Source organism: Pseudomonas piscis (assembly GCF_009380155.1).
Lineage (GTDB): Bacteria > Pseudomonadota > Gammaproteobacteria > Pseudomonadales > Pseudomonadaceae > Aquipseudomonas > Aquipseudomonas piscis.
The window spans coordinates 19,050-33,679 of record NZ_WHUV01000007.1 but is presented as its reverse complement, the minus strand read 5'-3'; the positions used below and the strand labels follow the sequence as shown (position 1 = coordinate 33,679).

Annotated in this window: 28 protein-coding genes; all 28 read right to left on the bottom strand. The window is 54.9% G+C overall.

Annotated elements, in window-relative coordinates:
• Positions 1 to 6: 6 nt before the first annotated feature.
• Positions 7 to 1,008 carry a DNA-directed RNA polymerase subunit alpha gene (locus tag GDH07_RS29075; RefSeq protein WP_007970428.1) on the bottom strand — a complete coding sequence of 334 codons (1,002 nt, stop codon included), beginning with the start codon at positions 1,006 to 1,008 and terminating at the stop codon, positions 7 to 9.
• A gap of 22 nt (positions 1,009 to 1,030) precedes the next feature.
• Positions 1,031 to 1,651, bottom strand: coding sequence for a 30S ribosomal protein S4 (gene rpsD / locus GDH07_RS29070; RefSeq protein ID WP_011063772.1), 621 nt, complete (start codon positions 1,649 to 1,651; stop codon positions 1,031 to 1,033).
• An 18-nt stretch (positions 1,652 to 1,669) separates the two neighbouring features.
• On the bottom strand, positions 1,670 to 2,059 hold the full coding sequence (gene rpsK, locus GDH07_RS29065; protein WP_007924177.1) for a 30S ribosomal protein S11: 390 nt from the start codon (positions 2,057 to 2,059) through the stop codon (positions 1,670 to 1,672).
• 30 nt (positions 2,060 to 2,089) lie between these two features.
• Complete coding sequence (rpsM, locus tag GDH07_RS29060) at positions 2,090 to 2,446, bottom strand: 30S ribosomal protein S13 (RefSeq protein WP_022641369.1); 357 nt, start codon at positions 2,444 to 2,446, stop codon at positions 2,090 to 2,092.
• Positions 2,447 to 2,576: 130 nt separating this feature from the next.
• Complete coding sequence (rpmJ, locus tag GDH07_RS29055; RefSeq protein WP_002555468.1) at positions 2,577 to 2,693, bottom strand: 50S ribosomal protein L36; 117 nt, start codon at positions 2,691 to 2,693, stop codon at positions 2,577 to 2,579.
• Positions 2,694 to 2,717: 24 nt separating this feature from the next.
• Positions 2,718 to 4,046 carry a preprotein translocase subunit SecY gene (gene secY / locus GDH07_RS29050; protein ID WP_022641370.1) on the bottom strand — a complete coding sequence of 443 codons (1,329 nt, stop codon included), beginning with the start codon at positions 4,044 to 4,046 and terminating at the stop codon, positions 2,718 to 2,720.
• Positions 4,047 to 4,481, bottom strand: a complete 435-nt coding sequence (gene rplO / locus GDH07_RS29045; protein ID WP_007924183.1) for a 50S ribosomal protein L15 — start codon at positions 4,479 to 4,481, stop codon at positions 4,047 to 4,049. It lies immediately after the preceding gene.
• A gap of 3 nt (positions 4,482 to 4,484) precedes the next feature.
• On the bottom strand, positions 4,485 to 4,661 hold the full coding sequence (gene rpmD, locus GDH07_RS29040; protein ID WP_003176408.1) for a 50S ribosomal protein L30: 177 nt from the start codon (positions 4,659 to 4,661) through the stop codon (positions 4,485 to 4,487).
• Between the two features lie 2 nt (positions 4,662 to 4,663).
• Entirely contained in the window at positions 4,664 to 5,164 is a 501-nt protein-coding gene (rpsE, locus tag GDH07_RS29035) for a 30S ribosomal protein S5 (RefSeq protein WP_022641371.1), read from the bottom strand.
• Between the two features lie 3 nt (positions 5,165 to 5,167).
• The gene (rplR, locus tag GDH07_RS29030; protein WP_022641372.1) at positions 5,168 to 5,518 is read right to left on the bottom strand and encodes a 50S ribosomal protein L18; all 351 of its coding nucleotides are present in this window, start codon (positions 5,516 to 5,518) and stop codon (positions 5,168 to 5,170) included.
• A 10-nt stretch (positions 5,519 to 5,528) separates the two neighbouring features.
• A complete protein-coding gene (gene rplF, locus GDH07_RS29025) occupies positions 5,529 to 6,062 on the bottom strand; it encodes a 50S ribosomal protein L6 (protein WP_022641374.1) in 534 nt (177 codons plus the stop codon).
• Positions 6,063 to 6,074: 12 nt separating this feature from the next.
• Positions 6,075 to 6,467: a 30S ribosomal protein S8 gene (rpsH, locus tag GDH07_RS29020; RefSeq protein ID WP_011063773.1), complete on the bottom strand. Its 393-nt coding sequence runs from the start codon at positions 6,465 to 6,467 to the stop codon at positions 6,075 to 6,077.
• Between the two features lie 202 nt (positions 6,468 to 6,669).
• Positions 6,670 to 6,975: a 30S ribosomal protein S14 gene (gene rpsN, locus GDH07_RS29015; RefSeq protein WP_022641375.1), complete on the bottom strand. Its 306-nt coding sequence runs from the start codon at positions 6,973 to 6,975 to the stop codon at positions 6,670 to 6,672.
• A gap of 13 nt (positions 6,976 to 6,988) precedes the next feature.
• Positions 6,989 to 7,528, bottom strand: coding sequence for a 50S ribosomal protein L5 (gene rplE / locus GDH07_RS29010; protein WP_022641376.1), 540 nt, complete (start codon positions 7,526 to 7,528; stop codon positions 6,989 to 6,991).
• Positions 7,529 to 7,548: 20 nt separating this feature from the next.
• Positions 7,549 to 7,863, bottom strand: coding sequence for a 50S ribosomal protein L24 (gene rplX / locus GDH07_RS29005; protein ID WP_010443924.1), 315 nt, complete (start codon positions 7,861 to 7,863; stop codon positions 7,549 to 7,551).
• Positions 7,864 to 7,874: 11 nt separating this feature from the next.
• Complete coding sequence (gene rplN, locus GDH07_RS29000) at positions 7,875 to 8,243, bottom strand: 50S ribosomal protein L14 (RefSeq protein WP_002555479.1); 369 nt, start codon at positions 8,241 to 8,243, stop codon at positions 7,875 to 7,877.
• 23 nt (positions 8,244 to 8,266) lie between these two features.
• Complete coding sequence (gene rpsQ, locus GDH07_RS28995; RefSeq protein WP_003194644.1) at positions 8,267 to 8,533, bottom strand: 30S ribosomal protein S17; 267 nt, start codon at positions 8,531 to 8,533, stop codon at positions 8,267 to 8,269.
• A 2-nt stretch (positions 8,534 to 8,535) separates the two neighbouring features.
• Positions 8,536 to 8,727, bottom strand: a complete 192-nt coding sequence (rpmC, locus tag GDH07_RS28990) for a 50S ribosomal protein L29 (RefSeq protein WP_002555481.1) — start codon at positions 8,725 to 8,727, stop codon at positions 8,536 to 8,538.
• Entirely contained in the window at positions 8,727 to 9,140 is a 414-nt protein-coding gene (gene rplP / locus GDH07_RS28985; RefSeq protein WP_003228729.1) for a 50S ribosomal protein L16, read from the bottom strand. Before rplP ends, rpmC begins: the two co-directional genes overlap by 1 nt.
• A 12-nt stretch (positions 9,141 to 9,152) precedes the next feature.
• Positions 9,153 to 9,839: a 30S ribosomal protein S3 gene (gene rpsC / locus GDH07_RS28980; RefSeq protein WP_007924192.1), complete on the bottom strand. Its 687-nt coding sequence runs from the start codon at positions 9,837 to 9,839 to the stop codon at positions 9,153 to 9,155.
• A gap of 13 nt (positions 9,840 to 9,852) precedes the next feature.
• Positions 9,853 to 10,185, bottom strand: a complete 333-nt coding sequence (gene rplV / locus GDH07_RS28975) for a 50S ribosomal protein L22 (RefSeq protein ID WP_003304070.1) — start codon at positions 10,183 to 10,185, stop codon at positions 9,853 to 9,855.
• Positions 10,186 to 10,198: 13 nt separating this feature from the next.
• Positions 10,199 to 10,474 carry a 30S ribosomal protein S19 gene (gene rpsS / locus GDH07_RS28970; RefSeq protein WP_002555486.1) on the bottom strand — a complete coding sequence of 92 codons (276 nt, stop codon included), beginning with the start codon at positions 10,472 to 10,474 and terminating at the stop codon, positions 10,199 to 10,201.
• A gap of 16 nt (positions 10,475 to 10,490) precedes the next feature.
• Positions 10,491 to 11,315: a 50S ribosomal protein L2 gene (gene rplB / locus GDH07_RS28965; protein ID WP_083456946.1), complete on the bottom strand. Its 825-nt coding sequence runs from the start codon at positions 11,313 to 11,315 to the stop codon at positions 10,491 to 10,493.
• Positions 11,316 to 11,329: 14 nt separating this feature from the next.
• Entirely contained in the window at positions 11,330 to 11,629 is a 300-nt protein-coding gene (gene rplW / locus GDH07_RS28960) for a 50S ribosomal protein L23 (protein WP_002555488.1), read from the bottom strand.
• A complete protein-coding gene (gene rplD / locus GDH07_RS28955) occupies positions 11,626 to 12,228 on the bottom strand; it encodes a 50S ribosomal protein L4 (RefSeq protein ID WP_068577550.1) in 603 nt (200 codons plus the stop codon). The genes rplW and rplD overlap by 4 nt, the downstream gene beginning before the upstream one ends.
• Positions 12,229 to 12,240: 12 nt before the next feature.
• A complete protein-coding gene (rplC, locus tag GDH07_RS28950) occupies positions 12,241 to 12,876 on the bottom strand; it encodes a 50S ribosomal protein L3 (RefSeq protein ID WP_022641381.1) in 636 nt (211 codons plus the stop codon).
• Between the two features lie 80 nt (positions 12,877 to 12,956).
• Complete coding sequence (gene rpsJ, locus GDH07_RS28945) at positions 12,957 to 13,268, bottom strand: 30S ribosomal protein S10 (protein ID WP_003186070.1); 312 nt, start codon at positions 13,266 to 13,268, stop codon at positions 12,957 to 12,959.
• A gap of 140 nt (positions 13,269 to 13,408) precedes the next feature.
• Positions 13,409 to 14,602, bottom strand: a complete 1,194-nt coding sequence (tuf, locus tag GDH07_RS28940) for an elongation factor Tu (protein ID WP_011063776.1) — start codon at positions 14,600 to 14,602, stop codon at positions 13,409 to 13,411.
• Positions 14,603 to 14,630 lie beyond the last annotated feature (28 nt).

Genomic DNA, 14,630 nt, shown 5'->3' with positions numbered 1-14,630 from the left:
CGACGATCAGGCAGTCGCCTTGTCGTCCTTCTTAAGACTTGCAGGCGGCCAGTTATCGAGGCGCATGCCGAGGGACAGACCGCGGGAGGCCAGAACATCCTTGATTTCAGTCAAGGATTTCTTGCCCAGGTTCGGAGTCTTCAACAGTTCTACTTCGGTACGCTGAATCAGGTCGCCGATGTAGTAAATGTTTTCCGCCTTAAGGCAGTTAGCCGAACGTACAGTCAGTTCCAGATCGTCAACCGGGCGAAGCAGGATCGGATCGATCTCGTCTTCCTGCTCGACTACCACTGGCTCACTGTCACCTTTGAGGTCGACGAACGCAGCCAACTGCTGTTGCAGGATGGTTGCAGCACGGCGGATAGCCTCTTCAGGGTCCAGAGTACCGTTGGTTTCCAGATCAATAACCAGCTTGTCCAGGTTGGTACGCTGCTCGACACGGGCGTTTTCCACCACGTATGCGATACGGCGAACCGGGCTGAACGAAGAGTCGAGCTGCAAGCGACCAATGCTGCGGCTTTCGTCTTCATCGCTTTGACGCGAGTCGGCCGGCTCATAACCACGACCACGAGCTACTACGAGCTTCATGTTCAGAGCGCCGTTAGACGCCAGGTTAGCGATTACGTGATCGGGATTAACGATCTCGACATCATGATCCAGCTGAATATCGGCAGCGGTAACCACCCCCGAACCCTTCTTCGACAAGGTCAGCGTAACTTCGTCACGGCCGTGCAGCTTGATAGCCAGACCTTTAAGGTTCAACAGGATTTCAATTACGTCTTCCTGTACACCTTCGATGGCGCTGTACTCGTGGAGCACACCGTCAATCTCGGCCTCGACTACTGCACAGCCGGGCATTGAGGACAACAGGATGCGGCGCAGCGCGTTGCCCAGGGTGTGGCCAAAACCACGCTCGAGAGGCTCGAGGGTGATCTTGGCGCGGGTTGGACTGACAACCTGCACATCAATATGGCGGGGTGTCAGGAACTCATTTACCGAAATCTGCATGGATGCACCTATTTTCTAGCCCTTACTTGGAGTAGAGCTCGACAATCAGGCTTTCGTTGATGTCGGCGGACAGATCACTGCGAGCTGGAACGTTCTTGAAAACGCCCGACTTCTTCTCAGTGTCTACTTCTACCCATTCTACGCGGCCACGTTGAGCACACAGATCGAGAGCTTGGACAATGCGAAGTTGATTTTTTGCTTTCTCACGAACAGCGACCACGTCACCAGCACGAACCTGGTAGGACGGAACGTTAACGGTCTGACCGTTTACGCTGATCGACTTGTGCGATACCAGCTGACGGGATTCGGCACGAGTGGAGCCGAAGCCCATGCGGTATACAACGTTGTCCAGACGGCATTCCAGCAGCTGCAACAGGTTCTCACCAGTTGCGCCCTTCTTGCCGGCGGCTTGTTTGTAGTAACCGCTGAATTGACGTTCCAGAACGCCGTAGATACGACGAACTTTTTGCTTTTCACGCAGCTGGGTACCGTAGTCGGATTGACGACCACGACGCTGGCCGTGGATGCCAGGAGCTGCTTCGATGTTGCACTTGGATTCGATAGCGCGCACACCGCTCTTCAGGAAGAGATCGGTGCCTTCGCGACGAGCCAGTTTGCATTTTGGACCAATGTAACGAGCCATTCTTTACAATCTCCTGGATTACACGCGGCGCTTCTTCGGCGGACGGCACCCGTTGTGCGGGATTGGCGTCACGTCGGTGATGCTGGCGATCTTGTAGCCACAGCCGTTCAGAGCACGAACTGCGGATTCACGACCTGGACCTGGGCCCTTGACGTTAACGTCGAGGTTCTTCAGGCCATATTCCAGCGCAGCTTGGCCAGCACGCTCAGCAGCTACTTGAGCAGCGAACGGAGTGGACTTACGAGAACCGCGGAAACCCGAACCACCGGAGGTTGCCCAGGAAAGAGCGTTACCCTGACGGTCGGTGATGGTCACGATGGTGTTGTTGAAAGACGCGTGGATATGGGCGATGCCATCAACCACTGTCTTTTTGATTTTCTTACGAGGACGAGCAGCAGGTTTTGCCATGACTAAATTCCTGTCGATTCGCTGGTGCGATTACTTGCGGATCGGCTTACGCGGACCTTTGCGAGTACGCGCGTTGGTCTTGGTACGCTGACCGCGTACTGGCAGACCACGACGATGGCGCAGACCGCGATAGCAGCCCAGGTCCATCAAGCGTTTGATTTTCATGTTGTTTTCGCGACGCAGGTCACCTTCAGTGGTGAACTTCGCCACTTCGCCACGCAGCTGTTCAATTTGCTCGTCGCTCAGATCCTTGATCTTCGCAGCTGGGTTGACCCCAGTCACTGCACAGATTTTGTGTGCAGTAGTGCGACCAACACCATAGATGTAGGTCAGCGAGATAACAGTATGCTTGTTATCTGGAATGTTAACGCCTGCAATACGGGCCATTCAGTGGGACTCCAATTGACAGCTACCTACGCCCCGGAAGCCAAGAAATAGGGCGCGAGATAATATCGCTGTAATAACAAATAATCAACCCGGCAGCGCACTAGCTGCCGGGCTTGAAGCACAATCACACTCAGCCTTGGCGCTGCTTGTGACGTGGTTCCGCGCTGCAAATTACTCGAACAACACCTTCGCGGCGAATAATCTTGCAGTTACGGCACAGCTTTTTCACCGATGCACGAACTTTCATCACCAACTCCTCGAACCTTATGGATTAGCGCAGCATGCCGCTGCCGTAACCCTTCAGGTTGGCTTTCTTCATCAGGGATTCGTACTGGTGGGAAACGAGGTGCGATTGTACTTGCGACATGAAGTCCATAACAACCACGACCACGATCAGCAACGAGGTCCCGCCAAGGTAGAACGGAACGTTTGCAGCAACCACCAGGAACTGTGGCAACAGGCAGACGGCCGTCATATATAGAGCACCGAACATGGTCAAGCGGGTCAGAACGCCATCAATGTAGCGTGCCGATTGCTCACCTGGACGGATGCCCGGAATAAAGGCACCGGACTTCTTCAGGTTTTCCGCTACGTCTTTCGGATTGAACATCAACGCCGTATAGAAGAAGCAGAAGAAAATAATCCCTGCACTAAACAGCAGAATATTCAACGGCTGACCAGGAGCGATCGACTGCGAGATGTCCTGCAACCAGCCCATACCTTCAGACTGACCGAACCAGGCACCCAACGAAGCCGGAAACAGCAAAATGCTGCTCGCGAAGATAGCAGGAATAACACCGGCCATATTCACTTTCAGCGGCAAGTGGCTGGTCTGCGCAGCAAACACCTTACGGCCCTGCTGACGCTTGGCGTAGTGAACAGCAATACGACGCTGGCCACGCTCAATGAACACCACAAAACCGATGATCGCTACTGCCAGCAAACCGATCGCAACCAAGGCGAAAATATTGATATCACCCTGACGTGCAGACTCGAAAGACTGCCCGATCGCTCTCGGAAGACCGGCGACGATACCTGCGAAAATCAACATCGAGATACCGTTGCCAACACCACGCTCAGTAATCTGCTCACCCAGCCACATCATGAACATCGCGCCAGCCACGAAAGTGGATACCGCGACGAAATGGAAGCCAAAGTCACCAGTGAACGCAACGCCCTGCCCGGCCAGACCAACGGACATGCCGATAGCCTGAACCAGAGCGAGGACGACAGTGCCGTAGCGGGTGTACTGGCTGATCTTGCGACGGCCAGCTTCACCTTCCTTCTTCAACTGCTCCAGCTGTGGGCTGACAGCGGTCATGAGCTGCATGATGATCGATGCCGAGATGTACGGCATGATCCCCAGTGCAAAGATACTCATGCGCTCCAGCGCACCACCGGAAAACATGTTGAACAAGCTAAGAATGGTCCCCTCATTCTGTCGAAACAGGTCTGCGAGTCGATCAGGGTTGATACCTGGAACCGGGATGTGCGCACCTATCCGATAGACGATAATCGCCATGAACAGAAAACGCAGACGAGCCCAGAGTTCAGACATACCGCCTTTGCCGAGCGCAGAGAGAGCACCTTGCTTAGCCATTTATTCCTCGAACTTGCCGCCAGCTGCTTCGATAGCCGCACGCGCACCTTTGGTGGCTGCGATGCCCTTGATGGTCACAGCGCGAGTAACTTCACCGGACAGCATGATTTTCACACGCTGAACGTTCTGGTTAATCACGTTGGCATCTTTCAGGGACTGCACGGTGACGATGTCGCCTTCCACTTTAGCCAGCTCGGACAGACGCACTTCTGCGCGATCCATGGCCTTCAGGGAAACGAAACCGAACTTCGGCAGGCGACGATGCAGCGGCTGTTGACCGCCTTCAAAGCCTGGAGCAATGGTGCCACCGGAGCGGGAAGTCTGACCTTTGTGACCACGGCCACCAGTCTTACCCAAACCACTACCGATACCACGGCCCGGACGATGCTTTTCGCGACGGGAACCCGGCGCTGGACTCAGATCATTGAGTTTCATCGATTAACCCTCGACACGCAGCATGTAGTAAGCCTTGTTGATCATCCCGCGATTCTCGGGAGTATCCTGGACTTCTACAGTGTGACCGATGCGACGCAGGCCCAGACCCTTAACGCACAGTTTGTGGTTAGGGATACGGCCGGTCATGCTTTTGATCAGCGTTACTTTAACGGTAGCCATGATCAGATGATCTCCTGGACGCTTTTGCCACGCTTGGCGGCAATGGATTCAGGGGACTGCATCGCCTTCAAACCCTTGAAAGTGGCGTGAACCACGTTTACTGGGTTAGTCGAGCCGTAGCACTTGGCCAGAACGTTCTGAACGCCAGCAACCTCGAGGACAGCACGCATAGCGCCGCCAGCGATGATACCGGTACCTTCAGAAGCAGGCTGCATGTACACCTTGGAAGCGCCGTGGGCAGACTTCATTGCGTACTGCAGGGTAGTGCCGTCCAGATCAACTTGGATCATGTTGCGACGAGCAGCTTCCATTGCCTTCTGGATCGCAGCAGGCACTTCACGCGACTTGCCACGGCCGAAGCCAACACGGCCCTTACCATCACCAACCACGGTCAACGCGGTGAAAGTGAAGATACGGCCACCTTTTACGGTTTTGGCTACGCGGTTAACTTGAACCAGCTTCTCGATGTAGCCTTCGTCGCGCTTTTGGTCGTTATTGGACATAACTTAGAACTCCAGCCCAGCTTCACGAGCAGCCTCAGCCAGCGCCTTGACGCGGCCGTGGTACTTGAAGCCGGAACGGTCGAAAGCCACTTGCGAGACACCAGCGGCTTTTGCACGCGTAGCGACCAGCTGGCCAACCTTAGTAGCCGCGTCGATGTTGCCAGTGGCGCCATCACGCAGTTCTTTATCCAAAGTCGAGGCGCTTGCCAGGACCTTGTTGCCGTCGGCCGAAATGACCTGGGCGTAGATGTGCTGCGAAGAGCGGAACACGCAGAGACGCACGACTTCGAGTTCGTGCATTTTCAGGCGTGCTTTGCGAGCGCGACGCAGTCGAGTAACTTTTTTGTCGGTCATTTGCTATGCCCTACTTCTTCTTGGCTTCTTTACGACGGACGACTTCGTCCGCGTAGCGCACACCTTTACCTTTGTAAGGCTCTGGTGGACGGAAGTCGCGGATCTCAGCGGCCACTTGACCTACCAGCTGCTTGTCGATGCCCTTGATCAGGATATCGGTCTGGCTAGGAGTCTCAGCGGTGACGCCTGCCGGCAGTTCGTAATCCACTGGATGCGAGAAGCCGAGGGCCAGGTTCAGCACTGTGCCTTTTGCCTGTGCCTTGTAACCAACACCGACCAGCTGGAGCTTGCGCTCGAAGCCTTGGCTTACGCCCTGGACCATGTTGTTAACCAGTGCACGAGTAGTACCGGCCATTGCGCGAGTTTGCTGGTCGCCATTGCGAGCAGCAAAACGCAGCTCACCGGCTTCCTGAACAATTTCAACGGAGGCGTGTACGTTCAGTTCGAGAGTACCCTTGGCACCCTTCACCGAAAGCTGTTGGCCGGCGAATTTTACTTCGACGCCAGCTGGCAGCTTAACGGGGTTCTTAGCGACGCGAGACATGCTTATCCCCCCTTAGAACACAGTGCAAAGAACTTCGCCGCCGACACCGGCAGCGCGCGCAGCACGATCAGTCATCACACCTTTGTTGGTGGAGACGATAGACACGCCGAGGCCGCCACGTACTTTCGGCAGCTCTTCAACGGACTTGTACTGACGCAGGCCTGGACGGCTAACGCGCTTCACTTCCTCGATGACCGGACGGCCTTCGAAGTACTTCAGCTCGATGGACAGCAGAGGTTTGATTTCGCTGCTGATCTGATAACCCGCAATGTAACCTTCGTCCTTCAGGACTTTTGCTACAGCCACCTTCAAAGTGGAAGACGGCATGCTCACGACGGACTTTTCAGCCATCTGGGCATTACGGATTCGAGTTAGCATGTCCGCTAACGGGTCCTGCATACTCATGGGCTAGATGCTCCTGATACAAAAAGAATTAGCCTTACGGCTACAGCTTTCGCCAAAGAAACCCGGGCAAAAAACACGGGCTCAGGCGAGCCGGTCATTCTAGACACACCCCAGAAATGAATCAAGCCCCAAAAGGGGCTTGATTCATGCTCGAACTCACCGGTGATCGGGATTTTTCCCCATCACCATGAGCCTGTCGCCATTACCAGCTGGCTTTTACCAGACCTGGAACGTCACCACGCATTGCGGCTTCACGCAGCTTGTTACGGCCCAGGCCGAACTTGCGGTAAACGCCATGCGGACGACCGGTCAAGCGGCAACGGTTACGCATGCGCGAAGCGCTTGCGTCACGTGGTTGCTTCTGCAGAGCTACGGTAGCTTCCCAACGGGCTTCTGGACTTGCGTTCAGATCCACGATGATCGCTTTCAGCGCTGCACGCTTGGCGGCGTACTTGGCAACGGTGAGCTGACGCTTCAGCTCACGGTTCTTCATGCTCTTCTTGGCCATTTTCCTACTCCAATCAGTTGCGGAACGGGAATTTGAAAGCACGCAGCAGAGCGCGACCTTCATCATCGTTCTTGGCAGTGGTGGTCAGGGTAATGTCCAGACCGCGGAGAGCATCGATCTTGTCGTAATCGATTTCCGGGAAAATGATCTGCTCTTTCACGCCCATGCTGTAGTTGCCACGACCATCGAAGGACTTGGCATTCAGGCCGCGGAAGTCGCGAACCCGAGGCAGGGAGATCGACAGCAGACGATCCAGGAACTCGTACATACGCTCACGACGCAGGGTCACTTTGACGCCGATCGGCCATCCTTCGCGGACTTTGAAGCCAGCGATGGATTTACGAGCGTGAGTCACAACGACTTTCTGGCCGGTGATCTTTTCCAGGTCAGCAACAGCGTGCTCGATGACTTTCTTGTCGCCGATCGCTTCGCCCAGACCCATGTTCAGGGTGATCTTGGTAACGCGCGGAACTTCCATCACGTTCGAAAGCTTAAGTTCTTCCTTAAGCTTCGGGGCGATTTCCTTCCGGTAAATCTCTTGGAGTCGTGCCATGGTCTTCTACCTAGCAGTGTTCAAGCATCAACCGCTTTTTGGGTCGACTTGAAGACACGAATTTTCTTGCCATCTTCTACTTTGAAGCCAACGCGGTCAGCCTTGTTGGTTTCGCTGTTGAAAATAGCAACGTTGGAAGCGTGCAGTGGCGCTTCTTTCTCGACGATACCGCCTTGTACGCCCGACATCGGGTTAGGCTTGGTATGACGCTTGACCAGGTTCAGGCCACCTACGACCAGACGGTCGTCAGCCAGAACCTTAAGCACCTTACCGCGCTTACCTTTGTCTTTGCCGGCGATCACGATGATCTCGTCGTCACGACGAATCTTTTGCATGTCGGATCTCCTTACAGCACTTCTGGGGCGAGCGAGACGATCTTCATGAACTTCTCAGTACGAAGTTCACGGGTCACTGGCCCAAAGATACGGGTGCCGATCGGCTCTTGCTTGTTGTTCAGCAGAACAGCAGCGTTGCCATCAAAGCGGATGATCGAGCCATCTGCACGGCGAACGCCGTGACGAGTGCGGACTACGACTGCAGTCATCACTTGGCCTTTTTTCACCTTACCGCGAGGAATTGCTTCCTTGACGGTAACCTTGATGATGTCACCGATACCAGCGTAACGACGATGGGAGCCACCCAGCACCTTGATGCACATAACGCGGCGAGCGCCGCTGTTATCGGCCACATCGAGCATGGATTGAGTCTGAATCATATAATTTCTCCGACCCCTAGCCCTTAGACTTCCACAGCGCGTTCGAGAACATCAACCAGGGCCCAGGACTTGGTCTTGGCCATCGGACGGGTCTCACGGATAGTGACCTTATCGCCGATGTGGCACTGGTTGGTTTCGTCGTGCGCGTGCAGCTTAGTCGAACGCTTAACGTATTTACCGTAGATAGGGTGCTTAACGCGACGCTCGATCAGAACGGTGATGGTCTTGTCCATCTTGTCGCTGACAACACGGCCAGTCAGCGTACGGACAGTTTTTTCGGCTTCAGCCATGATTACTTACCTGCCTGCTGGTTGAGCACAGTCTTCACGCGAGCGATGTCACGCTTAACTTGCGAGAGCAGATGAGACTGCCCCAACTGGCCAGTTGCTTTCTGCATGCGCAGATTGAACTGGTCGCGCAGCAGGCCGAGCAGTTGCTCGTTCAGCTGCTGTGCGGATTTTTCACGAAGTTCATTCGCTTTCATCACATCACCGTCCGCTTAACAAAGGAGGTGGCGAGAGGCAGCTTTGCAGCAGCCAGGGCGAAAGCCTCACGCGCCAGCTCTTCAGAAACACCCTCGATTTCATACAGGACTTTGCCTGGCTGAATCTGGGCAACCCAGTATTCGACGTTACCCTTACCTTTACCCATCCGAACTTCGAGTGGTTTCTTGGAAATAGGCTTGTCCGGGAATACACGGATCCAGATCTTGCCGCCACGTTTTACGTGACGGGTCAGGGCACGACGTGCCGACTCGATCTGACGAGCGGTGAGACGACCACGAGCAACAGACTTCAGCGCGAACTCGCCGAAGCTGACCTTGCTACCGCGCAGTGCCAGACCACGGTTGTGGCCGGTCATCTGCTTGCGGAACTTCGTACGCTTTGGTTGCAACATTTGGCGTACCCCTTACTTAGCAGCTTTTTTACGAGGCGCTGGTGCTTGCGGCTTCAGCTCTTCTTGGCGACCACCAATTACTTCGCCTTTGAAGATCCAAACCTTCACACCGATCACACCGTAGGTGGTGTGAGCTTCGTAGGTGGCATAGTCGATATCGGCACGGAGGGTGTGCAGTGGCACACGACCTTCGCGATACCATTCAGTACGTGCGATTTCAGCACCGCCGAGACGACCGCTCACTTGGATTTTGATGCCTTTGGCACCAATGCGCATGGCGTTCTGTACGGCGCGCTTCATGGCACGACGGAACATTACGCGACGCTCCAGCTGCTGAGCTACGCTCTGCGCAACCAGCATACCGTCGAGTTCCGGCTTGCGGATCTCTTCGATATTGATGTGCACAGGCACACCCATTTGCTTGGTCAGGTCCTGACGCAGTTTTTCAACATCTTCACCTTTCTTGCCGATCACGATGCCGGGACGAGCGGTGTGGATGGTGATGCGTGCAGTTTGAGCCGGACGATGGATATCGATACGGCTTACGGACGCGCTTTTTAGTTTGTCTTGGAGATACTCACGCACATTCAGATCTGCGAGCAAATAGTCCGCATAAGTCCGACCGTCTGCGTACCAGACGGAGGTGTGCTCCTTGACGATTCCCAGGCGAATGCCAATGGGATGTACTTTCTGACCCATCTCTTCGACTCCGTTACTTGTCAGCAACCTTGACAGTGATATGGCAAGACCGCTTGACGATGCGATCAGCACGGCCTTTGGCACGTGGCATGATGCGCTTCAGCGAACGCCCTTCGTTGACGAAAACGGTGGAGACCTTCAGGTCATCAACGTCTGCGCCTTCGTTATGCTCGGCGTTGGCTACGGCCGACTCCAGCACTTTCTTCATGATCTCGGCGGCTTTCTTACTGCTGAAAGCCAACAGGTTGAGCGCGTCGCCCACCTTCTTCCCGCGGATCTGGTCGGCGACCAAGCGGGCTTTCTGGGCGGAGATTCGAGCGCCCGACAGCTTAGCGGCTACTTCCATCGTTCCTTACCCCTTAACGCTTGGCTTTCTTGTCAGCCACGTGCCCGCGATATGTACGGGTACCGGCGAACTCGCCCAGTTTGTGGCCGACCATGTCTTCGTTCACGAGAACTGGAACATGCTGACGACCGTTATGCACAGCAATGGTCAGACCGACCATTTGTGGCAGGATCATGGAACGGCGCGACCAGGTCTTAACTGGTTTGCGATCGTTCTTTTCCGCCGCCACTTCGATCTTCTTCAGTAGGTGAAGATCAATAAAAGGACCTTTTTTCAGAGAACGTGGCACTGTCGTATCCCTCTATTTACTTGCGACGACGGACGATCATTTTGTCGGTACGCTTATTACCACGAGTCTTCGCGCCCTTAGTCGGGAAGCCCCATGGCGATACCGGATGACGACCACCGGAGGTACGACCTTCACCACCACCATGTGGGTGGTCAACCGGGTTCATGGCAACACCACGAACGGTTGGGCGAACGCCACGCCAGCGTTTGGCACCAGCTTTACCCAGCGAACGCAGGCTATGCTCGGAGTTCGAGACTTCGCCCAGGGTCGCGCGGCATTCAGCCAGCACTTTACGCATCTCACCAGAACGCAGACGCAGGGTCACGTAGACACCCTCACGAGCGACCAGCTGAGCCGAAGCACCAGCCGAACGAGCGATTTGCGCGCCTTTACCTGGCTTCAGTTCGATGCCGTGTACGGTGCTACCAACTGGAATGTTACGCAGCTGCAGAGAGTTGCCCGGCTTGATCGGCGCCAGGGCACCTGCGATCAGCTGGTCGCCAGCGCTCACGCCTTTAGGGGCGATGATGTAGCGACGCTCGCCATCGGCGTAGCACAGCAGAGCGATGTGAGCAGTACGGTTTGGATCGTATTCGATACGCTCGACGGTGGCAGCGATGCCATCCTTGTCGTTGCGACGGAAGTCGACCAGACGATAATGCTGCTTATGACCACCACCAACGTGACGAGTAGTGATACGGCCATTGTTGTTACGACCACCAGACTTCGATTTTTTCTCGATCAGCGGTGCGTGAGGAGCGCCTTTATGCAGCTCCTGGTTGACCACCTTGACCACAAAACGGCGGCCAGGGGAAGTCGGTTTGCATTTAACGATTGCCATGATGCGCCCCTTCCTTACTCAGCACTGCTGCTGAAATCGAGATCTTGGCCTGGCTGAAGGGAGATAACTGCCTTCTTCCAGTCATTACGCTTGCCCAGACCACGTGCGGTACGCTTGCTCTTACCCAGAACGTTCAGGGTAGTAACGCGCTCCACTTTCACGCTGAACAGGCTTTCGACGGCCTTCTTGATTTCCAGCTTGGTTGCATCGGTAGCAACCTTGAAAACGAACTGGCCTTTCTTGTCTGCCAGAACCGTAGCCTTCTCGGAAACATGCGGGCCAAGCAGAACTTTAAATACGCGTTCCTGGTTCATCCCAGCAGCTCCTCGAATTTCTTCACGGCCGACACAGTGATCAACACTTTGTCGTATGCGATCAGACTAACTGGATCGGAACCTTGCACATCACGAACATCAACGTGAGGCAGGTTACGAGCAGCCAGGTACAGGTTCTGATCAACAGCGTCAGACACGATCAGAACGTCGGTCAGACTCATGCCGTTCAGCTTACCCAGCAGATCTTTGGTTTTCGGAGTTTCGACAGCGAAATCCTGAACCACGACCAGACGATCAGTGCGCACCAGCTCAGCAAGGATGGAACGCATTGCTGCGCGATACATCTTCTTGTTCAGCTTCTGGGAGTGATCTTGAGGACGAGCTGCGAAAGTGGTGCCGCCGCCGCGCCAGATTGGGCTGCGGATAGTACCAGCACGAGCACGGCCAGTACCTTTCTGACGCCATGGGCGCTTACCGCCACCAGAAACGTCGGAACGGGTCTTTTGCTGTTTGCTACCCTGACGGCCGCCAGCCATGTAGGCCACGACTGCTTGGTGAACCAGCGTCTCGTTGAATTCGCCGCCAAATGTCAGTTCGGAAACTTCGATCGCTTGAGCGTCATTTACATTTAATTGCATGTCAGCTTCCCCTTAACCGCGAGCCTTGGCCGCCGGACGCACAACCAGGTTGCCGCCAGTAGCGCCAGGAACAGCGCCCTTGACCAACAACAGATTGCGTTCAGCGTCGACGCGCACTACTTCGAGGGACTGCACGGTCACGCGCTCAGCGCCCATATGACCGGACATTTTCTTGCCCTTGAATACACGACCAGGAGTCTGGCACTGGCCAATAGAGCCCGGGACGCGGTGGGAAACGGAGTTACCGTGGGTGTTATCTTGACCGCGGAAATTCCAACGCTTGATGGTACCGGCGAAGCCTTTACCTTTCGACTGACCGGTAACATCTACCAGTTGGCCAGCTGCGAAGATTTCTGCGCTGATCAGATCGCCAGCTTGGTACTCGCCTTCTTCAAGACGGAATTCCCAAACGCCACGACCAGCAGCAACATTTGCTTTAGCGAAGTGACCTGCCTGAGCAGCAGTCACGCGCGAAGCACGACGCTCACCTACAGTGACTTGCACTGCACGATAGCCATCGGTTTCTTCAGTTTTGAACTGGGTGACACGATTCGGCTCGATCTCGATGACCGTGACCGGAATGGAGACACCTTCTTCGGTGAAAATGCGGGTCATACCGCACTTACGACCGACTACACCAATAGTCATGTTGTAAACCTCATGAGTGTACGGGGCTTTCACCCGCTATGGCCGCCCATTTCAGAGCGTTACACGACCAAGACCGAGTCTTAGCCGAGGCTGATCTGCACTTCCACACCTGCCGCAAGATCAAGCTTCATAAGTGCATCAACGGTTTTATCCGTTGGCTGAACGATGTCCAGCACGCGCTTATGAGTACGGATCTCGTACTGGTCACGCGCGTCTTTGTTGACGTGCGGGGAGACCAGAACGGTGAACCGCTCTTTACGAGTAGGCAGTGGAATTGGACCACGCACTTGAGCACCAGTACGTTTCGCGGTTTCCACGATTTCCTGGGTGGATTGGTCGATCAGGCGATGGTCGAAAGCCTTCAACCTGATACGGATTTGCTGATTTTGCATTGGATTTCAGACTCCAGGCTGCTATTCCCACCGGGCGCAATACGCCCGTTAAAAGGAGGCGCAATTCTATAGACGGCCCCACAGAGTGTCAACCCAATAAAAAAGCCCCCGCAAGCGGGGGCTTCTTCATGAGTCGTCGATTACTCGATGACTTTGGCTACGACGCCAGCGCCGACGGTACGACCGCCTTCACGGATAGCGAAACGCAGACCATCTTCCATCGCGATGGTTTTGATCAGAGTGACAGTCATCTGGATGTTGTCACCTGGCATTACCATTTCAACGCCTTCTGGCAGTTCGCAGTTACCGGTCACGTCAGTAGTACGGAAGTAGAACTGTGGACGGTAGCCTTTGAAGAACGGAGTATGACGGCCGCCTTCTTCTTTGCTCAGAACGTAAACTTCAGCAGTGAACTTGGTGTGCGGCTTAACGGTACCTGGCTTAACCAGAACCTGGCCACGCTCAACGTCGTCACGCTTGGTGCCACGCAGCAGAACGCCGCAGTTCTCACCAGCACGACCTTCGTCCAGCAGCTTGCGGAACATTTCAACGCCGGTGCAGGTAGTTTTCTGAGTATCGCGCAGACCCACGATCTCAACTTCTTCCTGGATGCGAACGATGCCACGCTCAACACGGCCAGTTACCACGGTGCCACGACCGGAGATCGAGAACACGTCTTCGATTGGCATCAGGAACGGCTTGTCGATAGCACGCTCTGGCTCTGGGATGTAGGTATCCAGAGTTTCTACCAGACGCTTAACAGCGGTGGTACCCATTTCGTTGTCGTCTTGGCCGTTCAGAGCCATCAGAGCCGAACCGATGATGATCGGAGTGTCATCACCCGGGAAGTCGTAAGTGCTCAGCAGATCGCGCACTTCCATCTCAACCAGCTCCAGCAGCTCAGCGTCGTCAACCATGTCAGCCTTATTCAGGAAGACAACGATGTACGGAACGCCTACCTGGCGGGACAGCAGGATGTGCTCACGAGTTTGTGGCATCGGACCATCGGCAGCCGAGCAAACCAGGATCGCGCCGTCCATCTGGGCAGCACCAGTGATCATGTTTTTGACGTAGTCGGCGTGACCTGGGCAGTCAACGTGCGCGTAGTGACGAATGTTCGAATCGTACTCTACGTGCGCAGTGTTGATGGTGATACCACGAGCTTTTTCTTCTGGAGCGCTGTCGATCTTATCGAAGTCAACACGAGCCGAACCGAAAACTTCGGAGCAAACGCGAGTCAGAGCAGCGGTCAGAGTGGTTTTACCATGGTCAACGTGACCGATGGTGCCAACGTTGACGTGCGGTTTGTTACGTTCAAATTTTTCTTTAGCCACGACTATTAACTCCTAGCCTAAAGGGGAG